The following is a 19,621-nucleotide window of genomic DNA, read 5'->3' as shown; positions in this document are numbered from 1 at the left end:
GACGGCGCAGGGAATAATAAAGATCCGTGAAGATTGCGTAAAAAAGATGCATTAAAAAAGCGGCCCGAAAGCCGCTTCATTATTCGTCGTAGGAATCGGGAAGGTCGTTTTCGAAAAGCACCACGTCGCCTACGGTTGCCACATGGCCTAAAGATGCCGTGGCTTCGTCGAGGTTTCGCACCACGATCATCTTCTCTTCGCTGAAGCCCGCATCCATAAGGCCCTTTTGAATGGGCGCTGTGCGCTTTTTGCCCACGAGAATGGCAATATCGCAAACTCCGGCGATTTCCTTGCCCAGTTTGTAGTTTTCTTCCTCTTCCATATCGCCTAATTCCACCATGCCCGGCGTGACGATAATCTTCTTGCCTTTTTCGAACTGGCTCAGCACATCCAGCGCCGCCCGGGCGCCGACAGGATTGGAGTTAAAGGCGTCGTCGATGACGATGATCCCCGTGCCGCCGTCGACGATGTTCAGGCGGTGTTCCACCGGTTCCACTTTGCCGATGCCGCGGGCCACGGCCTCAGGCGCCATGCCCAGCACATAGCCTGCGCTGGCGGCGGCGAGGAGGTTGGAAATGTTGTGCTTGCCTAAAAGCTTCGTTTCCGCCTTCACTTCGCCCTTGCCCTTAAAGCCCAGGGTAAAGGAGCTGCCCCGCTCGTGTACGGCAATGTCCTTGGCATAGACGTCCAGCTTGTCGATGGCTTCCATGCCGTAGCGAATGGTGCGCTTTTTCGTCTTGTCCGCCAAGGGCTTCACGTAGTCGTTGTCGTAATTAAAAATGGCGATGTCACCCTCGGCCAAGGCTTCGATGAGCTCGTACTTGGTCTTTTGAATGTTTTCGATGGTCTTAAACAGATGCATGTGGGTGGGCCCGATGGCGGTGATGATCCCGATGGAAGGCTGCACCAGCTCCGCCACTTCGGCGATTTCCCCGGGCTCTTTGGCGCCCAGCTCGGCGAGGAAGATCTCGTCTTTTTCGTCCAACTCGTTGTTAATGACCTTGGAAAGGCCCATGGGCGTATTGTAAGAAGAGGGCGTGTTTTGTACCACAAAGGCCTCTTCAAGGACGGTGGAGGTAATAAATTTCGTGGAGGTTTTGCCGAAACTTCCCGTAATGCCCACGACCTGCAGGCCCTTTTCCTTCAGATCCCGCACCTTTTTCTGCGCCGAATCGTAAAACCCCTGATTGATCTTCATTTCCTTGGGATAATTGATGCGATTGGCATAAATCAAGATGGCGTATTGGAAATAATAAATCCCCACACAGAAAATGGCAAAGACCACCGTCGCCAACGTAGGCGACACACCGTAGGCGGCCACGGCGGCGAGAAGGGCCACCAAGAGGAGCAGGCGATTCAATAAGCGGTGCACATTAAAAAGCCGCGTGGCCCGCTCCGTCATCACCAGGGGCGTCTTTTCCGAGGTGGGTGCGTAGCGAAACGCTTTAATCTTGTCGCCGTTTGTGCGAATCCACGCCTTGTACTCCCCTTCGTTGTAGCCTTCCAATTGAAGCATATGGAGGGGATAAAGGGCCCGCTCGTTAAACAGCTTGTAGAGCGCAAAACTCAGCGCCAGGTAAATGGCTAAAAAGATCACAAAAGAAACTGAATGATACATAGTGACTCCTTATAAAAATGAACGCAACACGGCGTCGAACTGACCGTAGGCGTCGAGGTAACTGTAGTGGCCGCCTTTCAGGACCACGAGGCCCGCTTCGGGGATTTTTTCTTCAAAGACCTTGGCCATGGAAAGAGGCGTGGCGTCGTCTTCATCGCCCCAAATCAACAGGGTATCCGCCTGAATCTTCGGGAAGTAATCTTCCGTGGATTCATTTACCACCTTCACAAAGACCTTGCGCATGATCCCATCCGCCGCCTTGTAATCGTCGGAACCGAAGTTTTTGTAAAAACGCGCCATGGCCGCATCCGTGTCCTGCCAGAAAAACAGCAGCCTGTAAAGCTTCTTTAAAAGCTTGAAGGTGTACACCTTTCTGTAATAAGTAAAAGACCGCTTCGGCAGCACGCCGGAAGCATCCACCAAAACCAATTTATCCACCTTTTCGGGATAGAGGGCGGCGAAGACGCTCAATGTCTTTCCGCCGAAAGAATGGCCGATGCAGGTGGCTCGATTGACGTGGTAGTAATCGTAGAGCTTCCTTAAAAGATCCACGTAATCGTCGCCGCCGATGACTTCATCGGGCTCGTCGCTGTCTCCGTGGCCCAAGCTGTCGTAGGCAATGACCCGGTAGCGATCTTTGATGCTGCTCACAATGGGCATGACCGATTCGATGTTCGCGCCCCAACCGTGCAAAACGAAGGCCACATCCTCCCCGGTCTTCGTGTCGTAGACGGCAATGTTTTTTCCGTCGATGCGGATAATTTCTTTCTCCATCTCATCCCCCTTAAAAAATGATTATACCATAGGAGTCGCCTCGCTCCGAGGTTTACAACGCATTTTTGTCCGCAAAGAATATTTCAGCGAATTGTTGAATACATATTGTATTCAAATTTCAAAAATTGTGGACATTGCATTTTCCCGGTGTTATGATTACTAATAATGAATGTCTCTTAAGGAGGTTACAGAATGGAATTTTTATCTTTAAAAGACCATGTTTATAATTTTATTGCCGATCAGATCCGTCTCGGCAAACTTAATTCAAACGAAAAAGTAAATGAACAAGACATTTGTCAGCAATTAAATATCTCTCGTACGCCGGTGCGTGAAGCGTTAATTCAATTGGCCGCAGACGGCTTCTTGGATTCCGCACCTCGTCGGGGCTTTCGGGTCAAACCCCTGACAAAAAAAGAAAGCGAAGATATTTACCGCATTCTCGCGCCCTTGGATGCCCTGGCTGCGGAACTGGCCGCCGGCAATCTGACGAAGGATGATTTGAGAGCCATGGACGATTTGGTCGAGCTCATGGATTTTCACATCGACCGCTTCCAATTCGACGAGTATTTTATTCTGCAAGAGCGCTTCCACGATATTTACATCGAAAAATCTCAAAACGAAACCTTGATTAACACCATCGACCGCCTGCAACGGCGCTTCATTCGCCAAGGCCACGACATGGGCAGCAACGAAGCCTTTCAAAAGCTTTTGCACGACACCAATCGACAACACTCCCGCATTACGGATCTCTTCCGGGAAAACAAAATTGAAGAACTGAAAGATTTTCTCGCCCACACCCATTGGACCTATCACTTTTCCGAAGTGGGTCAGACAGCTACAGACGACTAAGCAAAATACAGGGCGATCCCCTGTATTTTTTATTGGAGGATGACATGACCATTTATATGAACACCATCGCCTACGATTCCCCGGCCCACGAGGCAGCCATCGCCCTGAGAAAGCACATCCTATTTAATCCCTACGATGAGGCCTTCGACGAAGCGCGAAAAACCTGGGATCGGGACAAAGTCCTCTACGGCCTCTTTGACGACGATGAATTAATCGGCGCCATGGTGACGAAAAAGACGGAGGAAGGCCTTCACGTTGAGGAAATCCTAATCTCCTACAACAAACAGCGCCAAGGCCTGGGCAAGCAAATGATGGCCTTTTTGGAAACCCGACTGGAAAAAGATCAGATCCTTACCGCCGAAGGGCCCCTCTCCGCCCGCGCCTTCTACGAAGCCTGCGGTTTCGCGCCGAAATCCAAATACCGCGGGCCGAACGACCGCATGCGCTTGGATTTCGAGAAAAAGGTGACGGGAAAGACGAAAAATCCCCTTCCCCTTTTCGACCATCGCCAAAACCTGCCCCTTATGTACTTCACCATGGGCACGAAAGATTTCGAACTGATTCCCGTGATTCGCAACCACTTCCCGAAGGAGCACCTTTTCGTCGTGGACCTTTTACGAGACGACGCCTCCTGGCTGGATTTCGCCAAAGAAACCAAACGCCGCACGGGGAAATACACTTTTATCGCTCCCGCACTCTACGGCAACCGCGCCTTTCGCCCCCTGGACGACTTCGATCTTCCGGCGAAGTGCGCCTCCGAAGCCGATCGCCTGAGCAAGAGCAAAACCGCCCTTTTAATCGGCACCAACCATGAATTTTCCACTAACGGCTATCGGGCGGCCTTCGAATCTGAAAGCCCCTCCCTTTCCACGGTGGAAATGCCCCTGGAGGCGGAAGATCTGCGCGGTCGTTACAATCTGGATGCGGATTTCTACAACAGCTTCGCCGAAAAAATCGACGCTTTAAAGGAAAATCCCTTCGATACTTTGGCCGTCATCGACGTGCCTTTCTCCACCCAATCCGATGCCATGGAAAAATTCTTAGAAGAAACCCTGGCGAGAAAACTCGCAAAAATCGACGTCTTCGACCTCTTTATCACAGGGCTGCGCAAAGATCTTCTCGAGACCAATCGCCTGCGCCACGAGGCCTCGCCGGGACAGCTGGTGATCTTCTCAGAAACCCCGGATCGGGCGCGGGCGGAACTGGTGCGCGTCCATCCCGCGGAAATGAGCGCGAAAATCGAGACCATCCGATGATTCTTTTAATTCTCGCCGATTTGGACAATGCCATCGCAAAAGACGGCAAGCAGATTACCTTTATCCCCGAAGACTTGGCCCGCTTCAAGGCCCGCACCACCGGCGAGGTGATCCTTATGGGCCGAAAAACCTTTGAGGATACGGGGACACTTCCCCACCGCATCACCGGCGTCATGACGCGAAAAAATCTTCCCGATGAAGAAAGCCTCTTCTACTTTTCCTCGGAAGAAGCGCTGGACGAAAAGCTCAAAGCATACGGCGATAGAAAAATCTTCCTCGTCGGCGGCGCCGGGATCATTAAAGCCCTCTTTCACCGCATCGAGGAAGCCTACATTACCCGGGTCAATTACCGCTCCGGCGGCGATGTGAAAATCCCCTCATTAGAGGATGATTTCGAGTTGATCGAAACCACACCCATCACCGATGCAGCCACGGAAGAACATTGGATACGGAAAAAATAAGACAGAGAACGTCATCGTTCCCTGCCTTATTTTTATGCTATGTTCTTTTTTCTATCTAGGATCCCGCTCAAGAGCAAGAGACCGCCAAGAAACGAAAAGGGCGGCTCGTTGTACCACATGATTACGATCCAGCCGAACATCTTCTCATTTCCCGAAAAAGCCAAATACACGCCGATCAAACTAAGGACCAAAAGTCCGAAACCCCACAGAATTTTTTCTCCCCTGCTCATGTGGGCGACGAAACCATAGGCCAGTAGCCCTTCTATAAATAAAAAGGCCAGGCGAAAGGTCCATTGAGCGGCGTACATATCGGGCCCGCTCACATCTTCGGCATAGCGCACGCCGATGAACTGCCACAAAAATCCCAGGCCGATCATAAGGGCGAGAAAGATGATTCGTTTCAGTGATTTCATTCCGCGCCTCCTTCTTTTCGAGAGTATATTATTGAGAAATCTGAGTGCTGCCGACTTGCAAGGCGCCGGTTTACCGTTTTATTTATACCCCCCCGCACGAGTAAAACCTTCGGGAGACTTCCGCAAGCTATTTTTTTATTCATCCATAAAAATGCAGGTAAAAGCGTTTAAAACTATTCCGATCTCTAGTATACTTAATAATGAATTAGGAGGTATACATACAATGAAAGAATATTCTGTCCGTGAACTGGTGTTCACGGCCCTATTTATCGCTCTGGTCTACGTCTTTACGTGGCTCGTGAAAATCCAATTGCCCTTCGCCCCCAACGGCGGCCTGATCCACTTGGGGAATGTGCCCTTTTTCCTCGCCTGCATCTTTTTTTCCAAGCGGGTGGGCATGCTTTCAGGCGCTTTAGGCATGGGCCTCTTCGATCTGACCAGCGGTTGGGTGGCTTGGTCGCCGATGACGGTGATCTCCGCACTGATTATGGGTTATATTATGGCCACCTTAAACACACGGGACTTCCGCTTAAGCCGCTACGTCCTCGCCGCCGTTTTGGTCACCGTCGTCAAAGTGCTCACCTACTACATCGGCGAAGCCATCATGTTTAAATCCCTCTTGGTCCCCTTGGCCAATATTCCGGGAAATATCCTGCAAATCACCGTTTCCGCCATTATCGTCGGCGTCCTTATTCCGCCCATGAGCCGAATCTTGAAAGACGTCACACTATAATTTCATCCATCGAGTAAGGCAGAGAACGTAATCATTCCCTGCCTCTTTTTATTCCCCCTTCTTTTTTCTATCTACGATCCCGCTTAGAAGCAGAAGCACAGCGAGAAACGAAAATCTACAAATCGCGCACTCGATCAACTAAGGTCTTTTTGCTTTTGCTTTCGTAATAAGCCAACACAAAAACCACCCCGATTAAGGCGTTTACGCCATGCACAAGGAATAATGGCCACCACTTACTCTGAACGTCAAGCCACATCGCCTGCTTCATCGCACGTTTTAGTAGATAATTGCCCACACAGGCCATGAAGAAAGATGCCGCAAAAAAGCTACAAACAGAATAGATAGCGGTCTTCGCCGCCAAATAGACCTTGAGCTTTTTCCGGGTCATTCCTACGGTTTCCAAAATCGCCAAATCACGCCGGCTTTTCAGTACCTCTGTGGCAATGATGTTGATGAAATTTAAGACGGAGATGAGGAAAAGAACGAAAGCAAGACTATAACCGGCAAGCTCGATTAAATGCTTCGTGTCTTCAAATGACTTTTCTTGCTTCGCTCTGGAATCGTAAGAAAAATCCGCTTTCTTCTCCATTTTATCCAATGCATCGTCAAAGTCTTTTTTCGACTGCTTCTCAATGTCAAATCCGTAAGACATCAAACTTGAATTCTTCATCCATGCCTTATAGCTTTTTGGAGAGATGTATAAATAAACGCGATCACGCGCGGGATTCGTTTCACTCACGGGGAGATCCTTATCTTTCCCCACTTCCATGAAATAACGTAACCCGTTGGAAAAGTTATAGGGAATTTTTCCCATAATCGTTAATATCCTCTCTTCACCCTTTACCGTCACATGGATTTTTTCTCCAACGGAAAAAGTCCTTCCGCCGCCTTGTTCGATCCCGAGAATAACACCGTCTCCCTCATTCCAGCTTTTTTCATCGAAGCGGCCTTCCAAAAAGGACTGTTTTTTCACTAAATATGGATCCATGCCGAAGAGTACGGAAAAAACAGTTTCTCCCTTTATTTTTACCTCCGGATAGGCGCTCCCGTAACCTGCCCCATAAATACCTCCACCGCCGACAAATCCGGGCAGTTCCTCGATTTTCCTGCAATACTCTGGGTCCAAAGCTGCGTCCTTACCAAGATACTCGTACCGAAAATAGGCGGGGCTCGCCACATTGTAGTCGGTGGTAATCGTATCGGAGAGGCCTTTTTTTATGTCCATATTTGTCGTATAGGTCAACACAGATGTTAAGATGATCGACGCCAATGCCATGGACAATACCACAGATGTAAATCGTCCTTTTTTATGAAAGACTTCTCGAACAGCCAAACGTCCGAGCGAAAAACTGCGTCGGTTTTTATAATTTCCCACGACCGTATCAGTATACTGCGCCCCGTGAATCGGAGGAACTTTCTCCGCCAAACGCGCCGGTCTAAAGATGGAGAGATATACAGTACACACAGTGACGACGGCGGAAACAATGCCCACGCCTGCGAAAAACGCAACATCGGGTCGAACATTCGCCAGCATCGCATTTTGTTCAAAGAGGCGATTTAAAATCATTGCACTGATTGCAAATCCCCCGACTTCACCGACGACCGTCGCGGGCAAATCGACCATCAAGCCTTGGAAATATAAGAGTTGCCTCGTCTGCTTTTTCGTCATTCCCAAGGTTTTTAATAAACCGATCAGGCGCACGTCTTCAGCAACGGATAACTCAAATACCGTGTGGATAATGAGATAGGCGGATAGAAAAATCAAAAACACCATGGCAAGCGCAGGCAGAAAAATCGTGTAGTCAAAATTTTCATCGTTTGAAAAATAGGCGAAATTGACGCCTAAACGCAGAGTCTTTTCTTCCGCCGATGCGGGACTTTGGGGGGTCGCATAGCCGGCATCCTTGGCGATGGCACGCAATTGCCGTCTAATGCGCCAGGAATGCTTTAAGCGAACTTCCATTTCCTGATTTTTCGAAGGAACCCTTTGCTCGTCGGCGTAGGCTTTCGATACGTAGATTTGCCCGACACCCACATTGGAATCAACAGGACTTTTGTACGTTCCCGCGATGACAAAATCGTCGTTTTTTCGAGCCAATACTTCCGAAGAAGAACGATCGATCACATGATAGACAAGGTGGATTTTCTCACCGATCTCCCCTTTGTATCCCATCTTCTCCACGGCTTGTTTTTCTACAACGATTTCGTTCTTTTTCCTCGGAAAATGGCCGTTCATGTCCTCCATAAGCATCCACTGAAAGCCCTTTTCATCCAAGTAACTTATTTCCAAAGGGATCTTCTCATCTTGCGAGACACCAATTAATTGCCTCACGGCGTAGTCGACGATACGCGAATCTCGAGCTAAGGTGCGAATGGCTTTGTCATCGACCTCTTTAAAGCTTCCATGACTTGTCGTGCCGATGGTGCGCATGGTTTGAATTTCCATGCTCTTCACGATGCCAAAAATGATGGAAAAAACAGCCGTAAATAGAAGGGCGCTTAAGGCAATGGATAGAAAGAGGACCCGTCTGCGCCCCGCATTTTCCCTAAGGCGACTCATCGCAATTTTTCTCAGCCACATCCGATTCTTTACCCGCATGGATTCACACCAACTTCCCGTCTGCGACGCGCAGGATTTTACCGGCTCGTTGCGCCACGTCGTCGTCATGGGTAATCATGACGATGGTATGCCCCATCTCACGATTAATGCTCTGAAACAAAGCCACCACTTCCGCCGAGGTTTTCGAATCTAAATTGCCGGTGGGCTCATCCGCCAAAATAAGCGCCGGTTTTCTCACCAATGCTCTAGCGATGGCCACCCGCTGCTGTTGGCCACCGGAAAGGGCATTGGGCATCTTGTCCAACTGTTCCTCCAAACCCAAACGAAAAACAATCGCTTGCATATAATCCAACGAAGGCTTTTCGCCGTCTAAACCGAATGGCAAAAGGATGTTTTCATAAACCGTGAGCATGGGAAGTAAATTATATGCCTGAAAGACGAAACCCACGTGTCTCCGCCTAAAAATAGTACGCTCATCCTCTTTTAATGCATAGAGATCCACCCCGTCGATGACTACCTTCCCATCCGTGGGCATATCCAGGCCGCCTATTAAGTGCAACAAGGTCGATTTTCCCGAACCCGATGCTCCAACTACGGCGACAAAATCGCCACTATCAATTTGAAAGGACACATCGTCCAGCGCCTTCACGGTGACATTTTCTCCTTCGTAATACCTTTTTAAATTTTCGACAATTAACATAGCTTCACCTCCCTCTCAGTGTATCAAAGGGATCTTACAAAGGCTTTGCACACGCTCTTACGATTTTGTAAGAAGGAAAAAACTTAAAAAGGTATTGTCACTTGAAAACAAATACTGTTCTCTTTGCACAAGGCTTTCATCGAACCGCCTTCTTGCTCCACAATCTCCCGGGCAATAAACAGACCGAGCCCCAATCCCGGCTTACCAATGGCATTTTTTCCGCGATAAAAACGTGTAAACAGCACTGCCGGGTCCTCATCCGCCATCATTGCCTCATTTTCAACGCTCAAGTGATGGGATAACGTTGTGGGATAGAGGCTTATCCGCACCGAACTGCCCTCGGGCGCATATTTTACGGCATTCTCCACCAGATTGTGGATCGCTTCTTTCATCCATCGCGCATCCAATTCGACCTTTACCTTCTCCAAGTCAAGATCAAAGTCCACCCCTTTTTCCTCTGCCTGTACTTGAAGCCCCATGCATACCTCGCGAATCATCGCATCCATACATACCGGCTGTTTCTGCAATTTAATCATACCGCCTTCCAAGCGAGAAGATTTCATTAAATTATCGATTAAGAACTTCAGTTTATGTAATTCTTCATCCATCACGGACAGATATTGGCTTTCGACCTCTTTCTTCAGAAGCTGGTTATAGAGCATTAAATTGGCGAGCGGTGTCTTGGTCTGATGGGAAATATCGGCAATAAGCCTTTCGGTCTTTTCCTTTTCATCGGCGAGTTTTCTCTCCCGCACGTGATTGGCACGCAGATAAGCTGCAAGCTTGGACTGTGCCTTGGATCGTTCCTTTTCATCGAATGCAGGCGACTCTTCCGCGCCTTCCTCTAAAGCCTCAATCCACCGAGAAAAAGCGCGAAACTCTCGCCGCACACGCCAATCGTCGAAAGCAAACCACGCGAGAAATAGAATTAAAATACAAATTAGAAAGACCATCGGTAACCTACTCCGAACACCGTTTCAATGGGTTCATGGGGTTTAAGTTTTCCTCGGAGACGACTTATATTGACTGCCAAGGTATTTCCGTCCACAAAATCCCCATCCATTCCCCAAACTTTATCCATCAACGCTTCTTTAGTAAGAATGCCCCCATCGGATGCGACGAGAAAATAGAGAATGCGCGCTTCGATGGGTGTAAGAACCAATACCTGCCCCTCATTGAGATAAACATGCTTCGAAAAATCGAAAGTGAACGGTCCTTTTTCAAATACCGCCTTCTTCATGCCTTCATCCTTATTTACCCAATGATTGATTTTCGCCTGTAAAATCCCCAGTGAAAAAGGCTTCGTCAAATAATCGTCGGCACCCAATTTTATCGCGGAAATTATATGCGTCTCCATGTCGATGGCAGATACGATAAGCACGGGCACTTGAGAGCGAAGGCGAATTTCTTTGAGAAAATCCAATCCATCCCCGTCAGGCAAATTCAAATCCAAAAGCACTAAATCTGCTCGATCCACCAGACTTCGCCCCTCTTCCAGCGTGGCGGCGGATAGAATCTCCCCCTCATCTGCCAGTGCAATGGCCAGTCCCTTATTTAAGTGTTTGTCGTCTTCTATAATTAAAATCTTTTTCATTCACTCTCTCCTTATGCCCATATTATAGCAAATGCCTTTTCCGTCATCGGCTTTTTTTACGCTATTTATACACAAAAAAAGCCCCTATTCCGAAGAATAAGGGCTTTTTCTTACACATTTGTCGCCGGTCCGTGGTATTCGTTGCTTCCGAAGGCGGGAAGGAGCATAAGGAAGGGGAAGAAGACAGCGAGCACGGCGAAGAGCGTGCTGCACTCGAAGTATTTCATCATTTTGTAGTTGAGGACGGCGGCGTAAATGACATTGACAAAGGGCACGACCATAAGCAGGGCATACCAGTAGCTGTTAAAGACGATTTTCGACGCCACGGCCAGGTTCACGATGGGAATAATGGCCAGGATGCCGGCAAAGCCTGCTTTGGAGAAAAGTTTCCACCAGGCGATGGCGGTGATGATGCCGATGCCGGCAAAAAGCGCCGTGCTCGACGAGGAATTTGCAAATTGTTCCATATTGTTCATAATTTCATCCTTTAGTTTAAAAGATCTTTGATCACATCGGATAAGATCCGGCGCTCTCGTAGGGTAATGCCTTCGATTTTTTGATCGGTGGTGAGGGGCGGGGTGTAGATGGTTTCAAAGCCCATGCGCACGGCCTCTTTGATGCGGCTTGCCATGGCGGGCACTTGTTTCAGCTCACCGGTGAGGCCCACGTCGCCGATAAATAAAGTGTTTGAGGGAATGGGGCGATTGGCCACCGCCGATGCGATGGAAAGAAGGGTGCCTAAATTGGCGGCCCCTTCTTTTAACCTTAGATTCCCCGTGGTCTTCACCACCACATTTTTGTCGTAGAGGCCCATGCCGCCCCGCTCTTCTAAAATAGAGAGGAGCACGCCGAGCTGTTCGCGGCGCAAACATTCGGAGATGCGCTGGGGATAGGGGGTGAAGCTTTTCGACACCAAACTTTCCACCTCCACGATCATGCTGCGGGTGCCTTCGCGGACGATGCACATGGCGCTTCCCGGCACTTCGCTCCCCGCCGCCCGCGCGGTCATAAAGTGGGCGGAGGGATTGTCGATGGAGACCATGCCCCCTTCGGTCATCTTGAAAAAGCCCATTTCTCCCGTGGAGCCGAAGCGATTTTTCGTGGCCTGCAGGATGCGCAGCTCGTCTTGCATTTCGTGGTCGATGAAAAGCACCGTGTCCACCAAATGCTCCAGGGCCCGCACGCCGGCCAGGGAATCCTGTTTCGTGAGCTGACCCACGATAAAGACGGCCTTCGGGTTTTTCGGGTTTTTCGCCACGTCCACCAGGCGATTGGCACACTCCATGGTTTGGGTCGGGGTGCCGGCTCGGGCGGGAAATTCCCCCAAGGTGAAGGTCTGTATGCTGTCTAAAATAATTATATCAGCATCCACGTCCTCGATCCAGTGGCACACATCGTCCATAGAGGTACCGGAGTAGATCCAAATATTTTCGGCAATGGACGGGGCGATGCGTTCCGCTCGCATCTTGATTTGGCTCTCGCTCTCTTCTCCTGAGGCGTAGAGCACCCGGTGGCCCTCATCGGCCAAGGCATTTGCAATTTGAAAGAGGATGGTGGATTTCCCGGCGCCGGGTTTCGCCGCGAGAATACTCACCCCGTCTTCCACGATGCCGCCGCCCATGACTCGGTCGAATTCTTCCATGCCGCTTTTCAGCCGCCGCTTGCTTTCCCCGGAGACATCTTTCAGCCGCTGCGCCGACCGATGGGCCTTCGCGCGGCCGCCGGCTTTCTTTTCCTCCGACACTTCTTCGAAGGTGTTCCACTCGCCGCAGTTCGGGCACTTGCTAAAGTAGCCGGCGCTTTTGTAACCGCAGCTCGTGCAGCAATAGGCCTTATGCTTCATTGGTTACGGTCTCCGCCACTTTTTCTTCTTCGAAGGTGAGGCCGTCTTCTTCCACATCGATGTGAATGGCCTTTTCCTTGTGCACCTTGCCGGAGAGGATCTCGTCGGCCAGGCGGTCTTCGATGTTTTTTCGAATGGAGCGCACCAAGGGGCGGGCGCCGTATTCTTCGTCGAAGCCTTCCTTGCCGATGTAGTCCACCACGCCATCGGCGAAGGTAACGGAAAAGTCGTTGCCTTCCAGGCGGGTTTGAAGATCCTGAAGCATGAGCTTCACAATTTCCTTCACTTGTTCTTTTTCCAGATACTTGAAGACGATGATTTCGTCGATGCGGTTTAAAAATTCCGGTCGGAAGGTTTCCTTCAGGCGGCCCTGAATGGTTTCCACCATTTTGTCGTAGCCCTTTTCGTTCCCTTCATCGGGGGCGCCGAAGCCCACGGTGTTTTGCTTTTTCAAAAGGGTGGCGCCTACATTACTGGTCATAATCAACACGGTGTTTTTAAAATCCACGGTGCGGCCCTGACCGTCGGTGAGGCGGCCGTCGTCTAAAATTTGAAGGAGGATGTTAAACACATCGGGATGGGCCTTTTCGATTTCGTCGAAGAGCACGACAGAATAGGGTTTTCTGCGCACGGCTTCCGTGAGCTGGCCCCCTTCGTCGTAGCCCACATAGCCCGGAGGCGAACCGACGAGGCGGGAGACGCTGTGTTTTTCCATGTACTCGCTCATGTCCACGCGAATCATGGCGCTTTCGTCGCCGAAGAGGGATTTCGCCAAGCTCTTGGCGAGATAGGTCTTGCCGACGCCGGTGGGGCCGACGAAGATAAAGCTGCCAATGGGTTTGTCGGCGCTCTTTAAGCCCACGCGGGCCCGCTTAATGGCCCGGGAGACGGCTTCCACCGCTTGGGGCTGGCCGATGACTTGGCCGTTTAATTCCTCTTCCAAATGGACCAAGCGCTCGCTTTCTTCCGCATTCATGGTGGTCACGGGCACGCCGCTCCACTTGCTCACGATTTCGGCGATTTCTTCCTCGTCCACGGTCATGTTTTGGGCGTGTTTTTCCTTGTCCCAATGTTTCTTTTCATCGGCCAAGGCTTCTTTTACCTTCTTTTCTTCGTCGCGCACCTTCGCCGCTTCTTCGAAGTTTTGTGAATTCACCGCCTCTTCCTTTTCCTTGGAAAGCTTCTTCAGCTTATCTTCCAATTCCTTTAAACCGTTGGGGCTCTTGAAATTTTCTACGCGTAATTTGCTCGCCGCTTCGTCGATTAAGTCGATGGCCTTATCGGGCAGGAAGCGGTCGTTAATGTAGCGGTGGGAAAGTTCCGCCGACGCCGCCAAGGCTTCGTCGGTGATCTTCACATTGTGGTGGGCTTCGTATTTATCCCGAAGGCCCTTTAAAATCAATATCGTGTCCTCAACCGAAGGCTCTTCCACCATAATGGGCATGAGCCTGCGCTCGAAGGCCGTGTCCTTTTCGATGTGTTTGCGGTACTCGTCGATGGTGGTGGCACCGATAATTTGCATCTCGCCCTTGGTCAGGGTGGGCTTTAAAATATTGGAGGCATCCATGGCCCCTTCCGCGCCGCCTGCCCCGATGACTACGTGGATCTCGTCGATAAAGAGAATCACATTTTCTCGAGCTTCCACTTCGGCGATGACATCTTTCAGTCGCTCTTCAAAATCGCCGCGGTACTTGGCGCCGGCGATAAGGGCGGAGACGTCCAATGTGTAGATCTCCTTGTCCTTAATAATCTCCGGCACATTGCCCTCCACGATGCGCTGGGCCAAGCCTTCGGCGATGGCGGTTTTCCCCACGCCGGGCTCCCCGATTAAGACGGGATTATTTTTCGTGCGGCGCACCAACACTTGAATGATGCGCTCGATTTCGTCTTTTCTGCCGATCACGGGATCGATTTTTCCCATGCGGGCTCGGTCGTTTAGATTGTAGCCGAATTCCTCCAGGGCACTTTCCGATTCCAAGGCTTCCTCGTCATTTTTCTTGCCGTCCACCTTTCGAATGGCCATGTAGATGCTCCGCTCCAAGACCGTAATGTCGATGCCTAAATTTTTGAGGGCCAAAACGGCCACGCCCTTGCCTTCTCGCAAAATGCCGAGAAGCAAATGTTCCGTGCCGATGTAATTGTGCCCCAGCTCGTTGGCGATCTCAAGGGCCAGCTCAAAGATTTTTTTCGTGCGGGGCGTGTAGGTGAGGGAGGTTACCGTCACGTCTTCCGGCGCCACGATTCCCCCAATGGCCTCTTTCGCCCGCTCGTAGTTCACGGCCACCTGCCCTAATATAGACGAGGCGCCTCCCGGTTCTTTTAATAAGCCCAGCAAAATGTGCTCGCTTCCTATATATGAATGGCCTTGTTCCCTGGCTTCCGACTGGGCGAAAACCATGGCCCGTTGACTTTTTTCGGTGAATTTTCCGAACATTGCCATTAAAATACCTCCTTTATAAATCGACGCACCTTGTTGGCGCGGTAAATATTGCTGCTCCTGTCGTCGAGAAAGCTTTCCCGCTCCATTTGCAAATGGGCCTTGCCCATGTGGATCACCGCATCGTAGAGATCGAAGTCCCGCATGGGCTTTAAGACGGACAAATCGATCCCCAGCTTCATGTGGCTCAAGTGGAGCATGGTCTCTTCAAAGGTAATGATGCGGGCGTTGCGCAAAATGCCGTAGCTGCGCCGCGCCATGTCTTCCAACTCGATTAAGTGATCCAAATACATTTCTTTGCGCTTGATGCGCTCGAGGGCCGCCACTTCCTGGGAAATGGACTTGGCCCGCTTTAAAAATTCCTCTTCGCTGAGGCCCAGGGTGCGTTCGTTTGAAAGCTGATACATGTGCCCCAGAATTTTTGAGCCTTCTCCGCCCATGCCCCTGAGGACAAAGCCCATGCGGGTAATGGAGCGCTCGATTCTATCCATGCCTAGTGTGTCCAGCGCCGGCAGGTGCAGCATGCAGCCGGCCCTCAGACCCGTGCCCACATTGCTGGGGCAGGCAGTTAAATAGCCCAACTCCCCGTCGTACGAGACGGGAAGCTTTTCTTCGAAAAAGCGGGCAAGGGCCGCCACAGCTTCGTACTCTTCGTCTAAGTGAAAGCCCTTTTTCATGGCCTGAATCCGCAGGTGATCTTCCTCCATCATCATAATGGAGCGGTGATCGTCGCCGATAAAATAAGCGCCGCGGTCTTTATTTTTTAACAGAGCCATGCTGATTAAATTTTCTTCCAAATCGTAGAGATTTTTCAGCGACCCGTCTTTTAATTCGTAAAGGGTCCAAAGATCCTCGTGTTCGTGAAGGGCCTCGGTGATTTTCTCCCGAAGGGCCTTGGCCTGATCCGGGTTTATGGCGCCGGGATAGGGATAGCCCTTGATGTTTCGCGCCAGGCGAATGCGGGATGTGAGTAAAATTTGATCCTTATCCATGGCGCGCATCCTTTATGGCCTTGATTTCATCCCGCAATTGGGCCGCATCTTCGTAGCGTTCTTCCGCCACGGCAAGATCCAGGCGACTTTGAAGGGCCTGTTCCTTCTCCGAGGCTTCCCGATCCTTTCTGAAGGCCTCGGGCATGGTCCCTTCATGGCGTTCGGCTCCCTGCATGCGGGGCAGGAGTGCCTTCAGCTCTTCGGCGAAGGTGTCGTAGCAGCTGTCGCAGCCGAACATTCCCGTCTTGCGAAACTCTTTTAAACTGCGCCCGCACACGGGGCAGGAGCGATCCCCTTCCCCTTCCGCGTCCTTGCCCTGAAACAGAGAGAGCAGCTCTTGAATCATGGGCTGAATATCTATGGGCGGAATTTGCGATGCGGGAAATTGCTTCGCCAAAAAGTCTTGGAAGCAAGAGGGGCACACGTGCTTTTGCCGCATGGCATTGCCTTCCACAATGGTGTAGGTAATTTTCGCTTCATTTTCGTGGCAGTGTTCACAAAGCATGGTGCACCTCCTTAAGAAAAGATACCCAACAGAATATTTTGTAACAAATCGGCCCGCAGCGCGTTTCGTTTATCCGAGGCGACGGCCAGAGCTTGATCGGAAAGGGTGAGGCCCAAGAGATGGCGCTCATTTTCCGTCAAATAGTTCATCTCCTCCAATGTATCCAAAATCTGATTGGCCTTGGACTGGGTAATGCTGCCGCCGACGGCCTCCGTCAGCCGATCGTAAAATTCGGCATCGTTTTTGATTTCCACCTGAACGATGCGAATGAAACCGCCGCCGCCTCGTCGGGACTCCACAAAAAATCCTTGCACCGGCGTAAAGCGGGTGGTGAGGACGTAATTGATTTGGCTGGGGGCACAATTAAAATGCTCCGCCAAAACATTTCGCTTTATTTCAATCTGCCCTTCCCTTTCCGTTAAAAGGGCCCGCAGATAATCTTCGATGTGATTGCTAAGACGTGCCATCATTGCCTCCTATCTGATTTCAGTATACGTTTATAGTCAAAGAATGTCAAGATCAGGAGATGGTCCGCCTTTTCTACGGGATGACATAAAAACACCCTCCGAAGAGGGCGTTTCGATTACTTATTCAGCTCAGGGTCGCGTACCCACACATCGTTCACTACGTCGTATTTGTAAAAAACGCTTTTGTTTAAATCCAGGCGGTAGTGGGCTGCGGGCACGATGTGATCCGGGTGATCTTCGATGACATCGTAGGTGTAAATCCGCTTCTTCGCCAGATCATCGCGATCATAAAAAAATGAGTCGATCAATTTAAAGGGCGGCTTCTTGTATTCCGCAGGCAATTTGCTGTACATCCATGCCCCGGCGATTTCCTCGTCGGTTTTGGCTACATTGCCTTCGATGGACACGGTGTAGGTCGCGCCATCCCAGAAAATTCGTTGGCCGAAGAGTTCCACCACGGCCCGCAGAGGAATAAAGGTGCGGTCTTCTTTAATGATGGGCTTCAATTCCAAATTCACAACCTTGGCCCGATTGAGATACCCGTCCACATCGGCCATGGTAAAGGTATCCTTCGTCGTCGCTTCATAAAAAGCGGACACGTCCTTTTTGTCGATGACCAGCGCCCGGGGCGCGTCCGTTTTCAAAACGAGGGCTTGCTCCGGCTTGTTTGTATCGAAATTCATCTTCGTCAGCAGAATGTCGCGGCTTCCCTCGTTCCACAGCACTTGATAGTCCAGGGCCTCGGCCACGAAGCGCACAGGCACCATGGTGCGATCGGAAGCAATAAAGGCGGCGGGCTTCGACACCACCGGCTTTCCGTTGACTTTTAATTTCACCTCTCGTTGGGCGAAAGCCATGGAGGGCAGGGCCAAGAGGGCCAGGGCCAGAACCAATACATTTCTCTTTTTCATCTTTCCCCTTCTTTCTTTATCAAGCGATGATACTTGTCTTCTTTTTACCCTTTTTCTCTTTCCTCTGCCCATTTTCGCACAAAAAAACAACTCGCTCGATAGAGCGACCCCATCAAGTTGGACTTAATCAAGTAAGCATTTCACTTGCTCATTTTCTTTTACATAACATATTTTCTAAGCGGATTTCACGCGTTCACGGTATTACTTCGAACTCAAGCCTTCTAACTTTTCTTTGATTCGATCGTTATTGTAGAAGCGGATACAGCGTTCAATGCCCTCTTCTCGATATTGCCTGCACCAGTTGGCGATGATGGATGGGTTCGTCAAGCCTAGTTCAAGAGCCGGTTGTCGATAGCTGCATTCGCTCGTTTCGTAGCGTGTAATGGCTTCTAACTTAAACTCTACACTGTAAACGCGTTTATTTCCTGAGCGCATTAACCCTTCATCGCCAAAATGTTTGTGATTACTGACCCATAGCTTGATCTGTGATTCTTTAACTTGCTATTTATCCTCTAAGGCGAGATAGCTTGTCTTCCCATACAAGTATTCTTCGACGATTTTCCTCTTAAATTCATAACTGTATTTTGCCATTAAGATACCCCCTAAGATTGGATTTCTTGGTCCAACTTTAGGGGGTCAGTGCACCTCAAGGGATATTTTGGTGCCAAAAGAAACACTTACCGACATTTGATATGTCGGCAAGTGTTTCTTTCATGATCTCTTCACAAGGAGTCGTCGTTTATTTTGAATTTTTATCTATATTGTATAGAACTTGTGCTACTTGGGCCCGGGTAAAGGAGGTCTTCGGTGAGAAGCACCTATTTTCCATACCTTGAACTATGCCCTTTTTCGCCATATCTTTGACAGCTTCCTGTGCCCATGGGGAAATGTCACTCTGATCGTTAAATGGAACGTCTTGTTTGTCTTGAAGGGTTTTGCCCGTTACATAAAGGTACCTAGACATGACAACTGCCATTTCCTCTCGAGTAATGGGACGATTCGATTCAAACTTACCGTTACCGACGCCTTTCACAATGTCGTTTTCTGCTGCCCAAATGATGTAGGCTGTGGCGTAGTTGTTTTCCAGATCGCTAAAGGGATTGGAAGTATATTTGCTTTGATCAATGCCTGCCATGCGGCCCAATACGGTGACGAAATCGCCACGGGTAATAGACTTGTTGGGTGCAAAGCGATCGTTGCCAACACCTTTAAAGTAGCCTTTTTCTACGACGTAATCGATGGCATGCTTTGCCCAATGGTTTTCGGTGTCTATAAATCTTCGTTTCTTTAGCTCTTCTTGTTTTGTTAAATTCTTGTTCTCTTCTTTCGGAAGATTTTTCGACACTTCGTTAGAGGGTTGCGTCACAAAATTACCCGACCTATCCGGTGTCGGTGCCGGCTTTATGCTTGGATGGCTCGGATTTTCCGGCCTCGGATTAGGCTGTGGCTTTGACGAAACCTTAGTGATTTTTACTTTTACTTGTTTTTCTATGCTGCCGCATTTAGCA

Annotated in this window: 19 protein-coding genes; 4 read left to right on the top strand and 15 right to left on the bottom strand. The window is 50.0% G+C overall.

Going from position 1 to position 19,621, the window contains the following annotated elements; translation table 11 throughout:
- Positions 1-79 precede the first annotated feature (79 nt).
- Together WKT05_RS09360 and WKT05_RS09355 are read right to left on the bottom strand one after the other, a co-directional pair.
- Positions 80-1,618 carry a UDP-N-acetylmuramoyl-tripeptide--D-alanyl-D-alanine ligase gene (locus tag WKT05_RS09360; RefSeq protein ID WP_340413865.1) on the bottom strand — a complete coding sequence of 513 codons (1,539 nt, stop codon included), beginning with the start codon at positions 1,616-1,618 and terminating at the stop codon, positions 80-82.
- 9 nt (positions 1,619-1,627) lie between these two features.
- Positions 1,628-2,392, bottom strand: a complete 765-nt coding sequence (locus WKT05_RS09355) for an alpha/beta fold hydrolase (RefSeq protein ID WP_340413864.1) — start codon at positions 2,390-2,392, stop codon at positions 1,628-1,630.
- Positions 2,393-2,584: 192 nt separating this feature from the next.
- Here WKT05_RS09355 and WKT05_RS09350 point away from each other — a divergent pair, with 192 nt between their 5' ends.
- Genes WKT05_RS09350 through WKT05_RS09340 form a run of 3 tightly spaced genes read left to right on the top strand, consistent with a single transcriptional unit; the run spans position 2,585 to position 4,958 of the window.
- Positions 2,585-3,241, top strand: a complete 657-nt coding sequence (locus WKT05_RS09350; RefSeq protein ID WP_215507001.1) for a GntR family transcriptional regulator — start codon at positions 2,585-2,587, stop codon at positions 3,239-3,241.
- 44 nt (positions 3,242-3,285) lie between these two features.
- Complete coding sequence (locus WKT05_RS09345; RefSeq protein ID WP_340413863.1) at positions 3,286-4,497, top strand: GNAT family N-acetyltransferase; 1,212 nt, start codon at positions 3,286-3,288, stop codon at positions 4,495-4,497.
- Entirely contained in the window at positions 4,494-4,958 is a 465-nt protein-coding gene (locus WKT05_RS09340; protein ID WP_340413862.1) for a dihydrofolate reductase, read from the top strand. Before WKT05_RS09345 ends, WKT05_RS09340 begins: the two co-directional genes overlap by 4 nt.
- A gap of 32 nt (positions 4,959-4,990) precedes the next feature.
- On the opposite strand, the gene WKT05_RS09335 is transcribed toward WKT05_RS09340, so the two are convergent.
- Positions 4,991-5,371, bottom strand: coding sequence for a hypothetical protein (locus WKT05_RS09335; RefSeq protein ID WP_340413861.1), 381 nt, complete (start codon positions 5,369-5,371; stop codon positions 4,991-4,993).
- 223 nt (positions 5,372-5,594) lie between these two features.
- Between WKT05_RS09335 and WKT05_RS09330 the strand changes: the two genes are divergently transcribed.
- Positions 5,595-6,104 carry an ECF transporter S component gene (locus WKT05_RS09330; protein ID WP_340413860.1) on the top strand — a complete coding sequence of 170 codons (510 nt, stop codon included), beginning with the start codon at positions 5,595-5,597 and terminating at the stop codon, positions 6,102-6,104.
- Between the two features lie 115 nt (positions 6,105-6,219).
- Here WKT05_RS09330 and WKT05_RS09325 read toward each other — a convergent pair whose 3' ends face one another.
- The 12 genes from WKT05_RS09325 to WKT05_RS09270 form a co-directional block, all read right to left on the bottom strand.
- Positions 6,220-8,772 carry an ABC transporter permease gene (locus WKT05_RS09325; protein ID WP_340413859.1) on the bottom strand — a complete coding sequence of 851 codons (2,553 nt, stop codon included), beginning with the start codon at positions 8,770-8,772 and terminating at the stop codon, positions 6,220-6,222.
- On the bottom strand, positions 8,708-9,364 hold the full coding sequence (locus WKT05_RS09320) for an ABC transporter ATP-binding protein (protein ID WP_340413858.1): 657 nt from the start codon (positions 9,362-9,364) through the stop codon (positions 8,708-8,710). Before WKT05_RS09320 ends, WKT05_RS09325 begins: the two co-directional genes overlap by 65 nt.
- 83 nt (positions 9,365-9,447) lie before the next feature.
- Positions 9,448-10,317 carry a sensor histidine kinase gene (locus WKT05_RS09315; protein WP_340413857.1) on the bottom strand — a complete coding sequence of 290 codons (870 nt, stop codon included), beginning with the start codon at positions 10,315-10,317 and terminating at the stop codon, positions 9,448-9,450.
- Entirely contained in the window at positions 10,305-10,958 is a 654-nt protein-coding gene (locus WKT05_RS09310) for a response regulator transcription factor (RefSeq protein ID WP_340413856.1), read from the bottom strand. The genes WKT05_RS09315 and WKT05_RS09310 overlap by 13 nt, the downstream gene beginning before the upstream one ends.
- A 110-nt stretch (positions 10,959-11,068) precedes the next feature.
- Complete coding sequence (locus WKT05_RS09305) at positions 11,069-11,434, bottom strand: DUF5684 domain-containing protein (RefSeq protein WP_215507010.1); 366 nt, start codon at positions 11,432-11,434, stop codon at positions 11,069-11,071.
- A gap of 11 nt (positions 11,435-11,445) precedes the next feature.
- Positions 11,446-12,801 (bottom strand): DNA repair protein RadA, encoded by a 1,356-nt coding sequence (locus tag WKT05_RS09300; RefSeq protein ID WP_340413855.1) that lies wholly within the window; start codon positions 12,799-12,801, stop codon positions 11,446-11,448.
- The gene (locus tag WKT05_RS09295; protein WP_340413854.1) at positions 12,791-15,241 is read right to left on the bottom strand and encodes an ATP-dependent Clp protease ATP-binding subunit; all 2,451 of its coding nucleotides are present in this window, start codon (positions 15,239-15,241) and stop codon (positions 12,791-12,793) included. Before WKT05_RS09295 ends, WKT05_RS09300 begins: the two co-directional genes overlap by 11 nt.
- Positions 15,241-16,230, bottom strand: coding sequence for a hypothetical protein (locus WKT05_RS09290; RefSeq protein WP_340413853.1), 990 nt, complete (start codon positions 16,228-16,230; stop codon positions 15,241-15,243). The genes WKT05_RS09295 and WKT05_RS09290 overlap by 1 nt, the downstream gene beginning before the upstream one ends.
- Complete coding sequence (locus WKT05_RS09285; protein WP_340413852.1) at positions 16,223-16,735, bottom strand: UvrB/UvrC motif-containing protein; 513 nt, start codon at positions 16,733-16,735, stop codon at positions 16,223-16,225. The genes WKT05_RS09290 and WKT05_RS09285 overlap by 8 nt, the downstream gene beginning before the upstream one ends.
- Before the next feature lie 11 nt (positions 16,736-16,746).
- Positions 16,747-17,205 carry a CtsR family transcriptional regulator gene (locus WKT05_RS09280; protein WP_340413851.1) on the bottom strand — a complete coding sequence of 153 codons (459 nt, stop codon included), beginning with the start codon at positions 17,203-17,205 and terminating at the stop codon, positions 16,747-16,749.
- A 113-nt stretch (positions 17,206-17,318) separates the two neighbouring features.
- The gene (locus tag WKT05_RS09275) at positions 17,319-18,113 is read right to left on the bottom strand and encodes a copper amine oxidase N-terminal domain-containing protein (protein WP_340413850.1); all 795 of its coding nucleotides are present in this window, start codon (positions 18,111-18,113) and stop codon (positions 17,319-17,321) included.
- A 739-nt stretch (positions 18,114-18,852) separates the two neighbouring features.
- Positions 18,853-19,621: S-layer homology domain-containing protein (locus WKT05_RS09270; RefSeq protein ID WP_340413849.1), on the bottom strand; the 769-nt coding region annotated here is incomplete at its 5' end.

It is taken from the genome of Peptoniphilus sp. HCN-40583, from assembly GCF_037892835.1.
In the GTDB taxonomy this organism is placed as follows: Bacteria; Bacillota; Clostridia; order Tissierellales; family Peptoniphilaceae; genus Aedoeadaptatus; species Aedoeadaptatus rachelemmaiella.
This window is presented reverse-complemented; position numbering and strand designations above follow the sequence as displayed.

Bases quoted from the DNA above. Each gene is read 5' to 3' on its own strand.
- WKT05_RS09360 (WP_340413865.1), bottom strand. From the start codon at position 1,618: ATGTATCATTCAGTTTCTTTTGTGATCTTTTTAGCCATTTACCTGGCG.
- WKT05_RS09355 (WP_340413864.1), bottom strand. From the start codon at position 2,392: ATGGAGAAAGAAATTATCCGCATCGACGGAAAAAACATTGCCGTCTAC.
- WKT05_RS09350 (WP_215507001.1), top strand. From the start codon at position 2,585: ATGGAATTTTTATCTTTAAAAGACCATGTTTATAATTTTATTGCCGAT.
- WKT05_RS09345 (WP_340413863.1), top strand. From the start codon at position 3,286: ATGACCATTTATATGAACACCATCGCCTACGATTCCCCGGCCCACGAG.
- WKT05_RS09340 (WP_340413862.1), top strand. From the start codon at position 4,494: ATGATTCTTTTAATTCTCGCCGATTTGGACAATGCCATCGCAAAAGAC.
- WKT05_RS09335 (WP_340413861.1), bottom strand. From the start codon at position 5,371: ATGAAATCACTGAAACGAATCATCTTTCTCGCCCTTATGATCGGCCTG.
- WKT05_RS09330 (WP_340413860.1), top strand. From the start codon at position 5,595: ATGAAAGAATATTCTGTCCGTGAACTGGTGTTCACGGCCCTATTTATC.
- WKT05_RS09325 (WP_340413859.1), bottom strand. From the start codon at position 8,772: ATGACGACGACGTGGCGCAACGAGCCGGTAAAATCCTGCGCGTCGCAG.
- WKT05_RS09320 (WP_340413858.1), bottom strand. From the start codon at position 9,364: ATGTTAATTGTCGAAAATTTAAAAAGGTATTACGAAGGAGAAAATGTC.
- WKT05_RS09315 (WP_340413857.1), bottom strand. From the start codon at position 10,317: ATGGTCTTTCTAATTTGTATTTTAATTCTATTTCTCGCGTGGTTTGCT.
- WKT05_RS09310 (WP_340413856.1), bottom strand. From the start codon at position 10,958: ATGAAAAAGATTTTAATTATAGAAGACGACAAACACTTAAATAAGGGA.
- WKT05_RS09305 (WP_215507010.1), bottom strand. From the start codon at position 11,434: ATGAACAATATGGAACAATTTGCAAATTCCTCGTCGAGCACGGCGCTT.
- WKT05_RS09300 (WP_340413855.1), bottom strand. From the start codon at position 12,801: ATGAAGCATAAGGCCTATTGCTGCACGAGCTGCGGTTACAAAAGCGCC.
- WKT05_RS09295 (WP_340413854.1), bottom strand. From the start codon at position 15,241: ATGGCAATGTTCGGAAAATTCACCGAAAAAAGTCAACGGGCCATGGTT.
- WKT05_RS09290 (WP_340413853.1), bottom strand. From the start codon at position 16,230: ATGGATAAGGATCAAATTTTACTCACATCCCGCATTCGCCTGGCGCGA.
- WKT05_RS09285 (WP_340413852.1), bottom strand. From the start codon at position 16,735: ATGCTTTGTGAACACTGCCACGAAAATGAAGCGAAAATTACCTACACC.
- WKT05_RS09280 (WP_340413851.1), bottom strand. From the start codon at position 17,205: ATGATGGCACGTCTTAGCAATCACATCGAAGATTATCTGCGGGCCCTT.
- WKT05_RS09275 (WP_340413850.1), bottom strand. From the start codon at position 18,113: ATGAAAAAGAGAAATGTATTGGTTCTGGCCCTGGCCCTCTTGGCCCTG.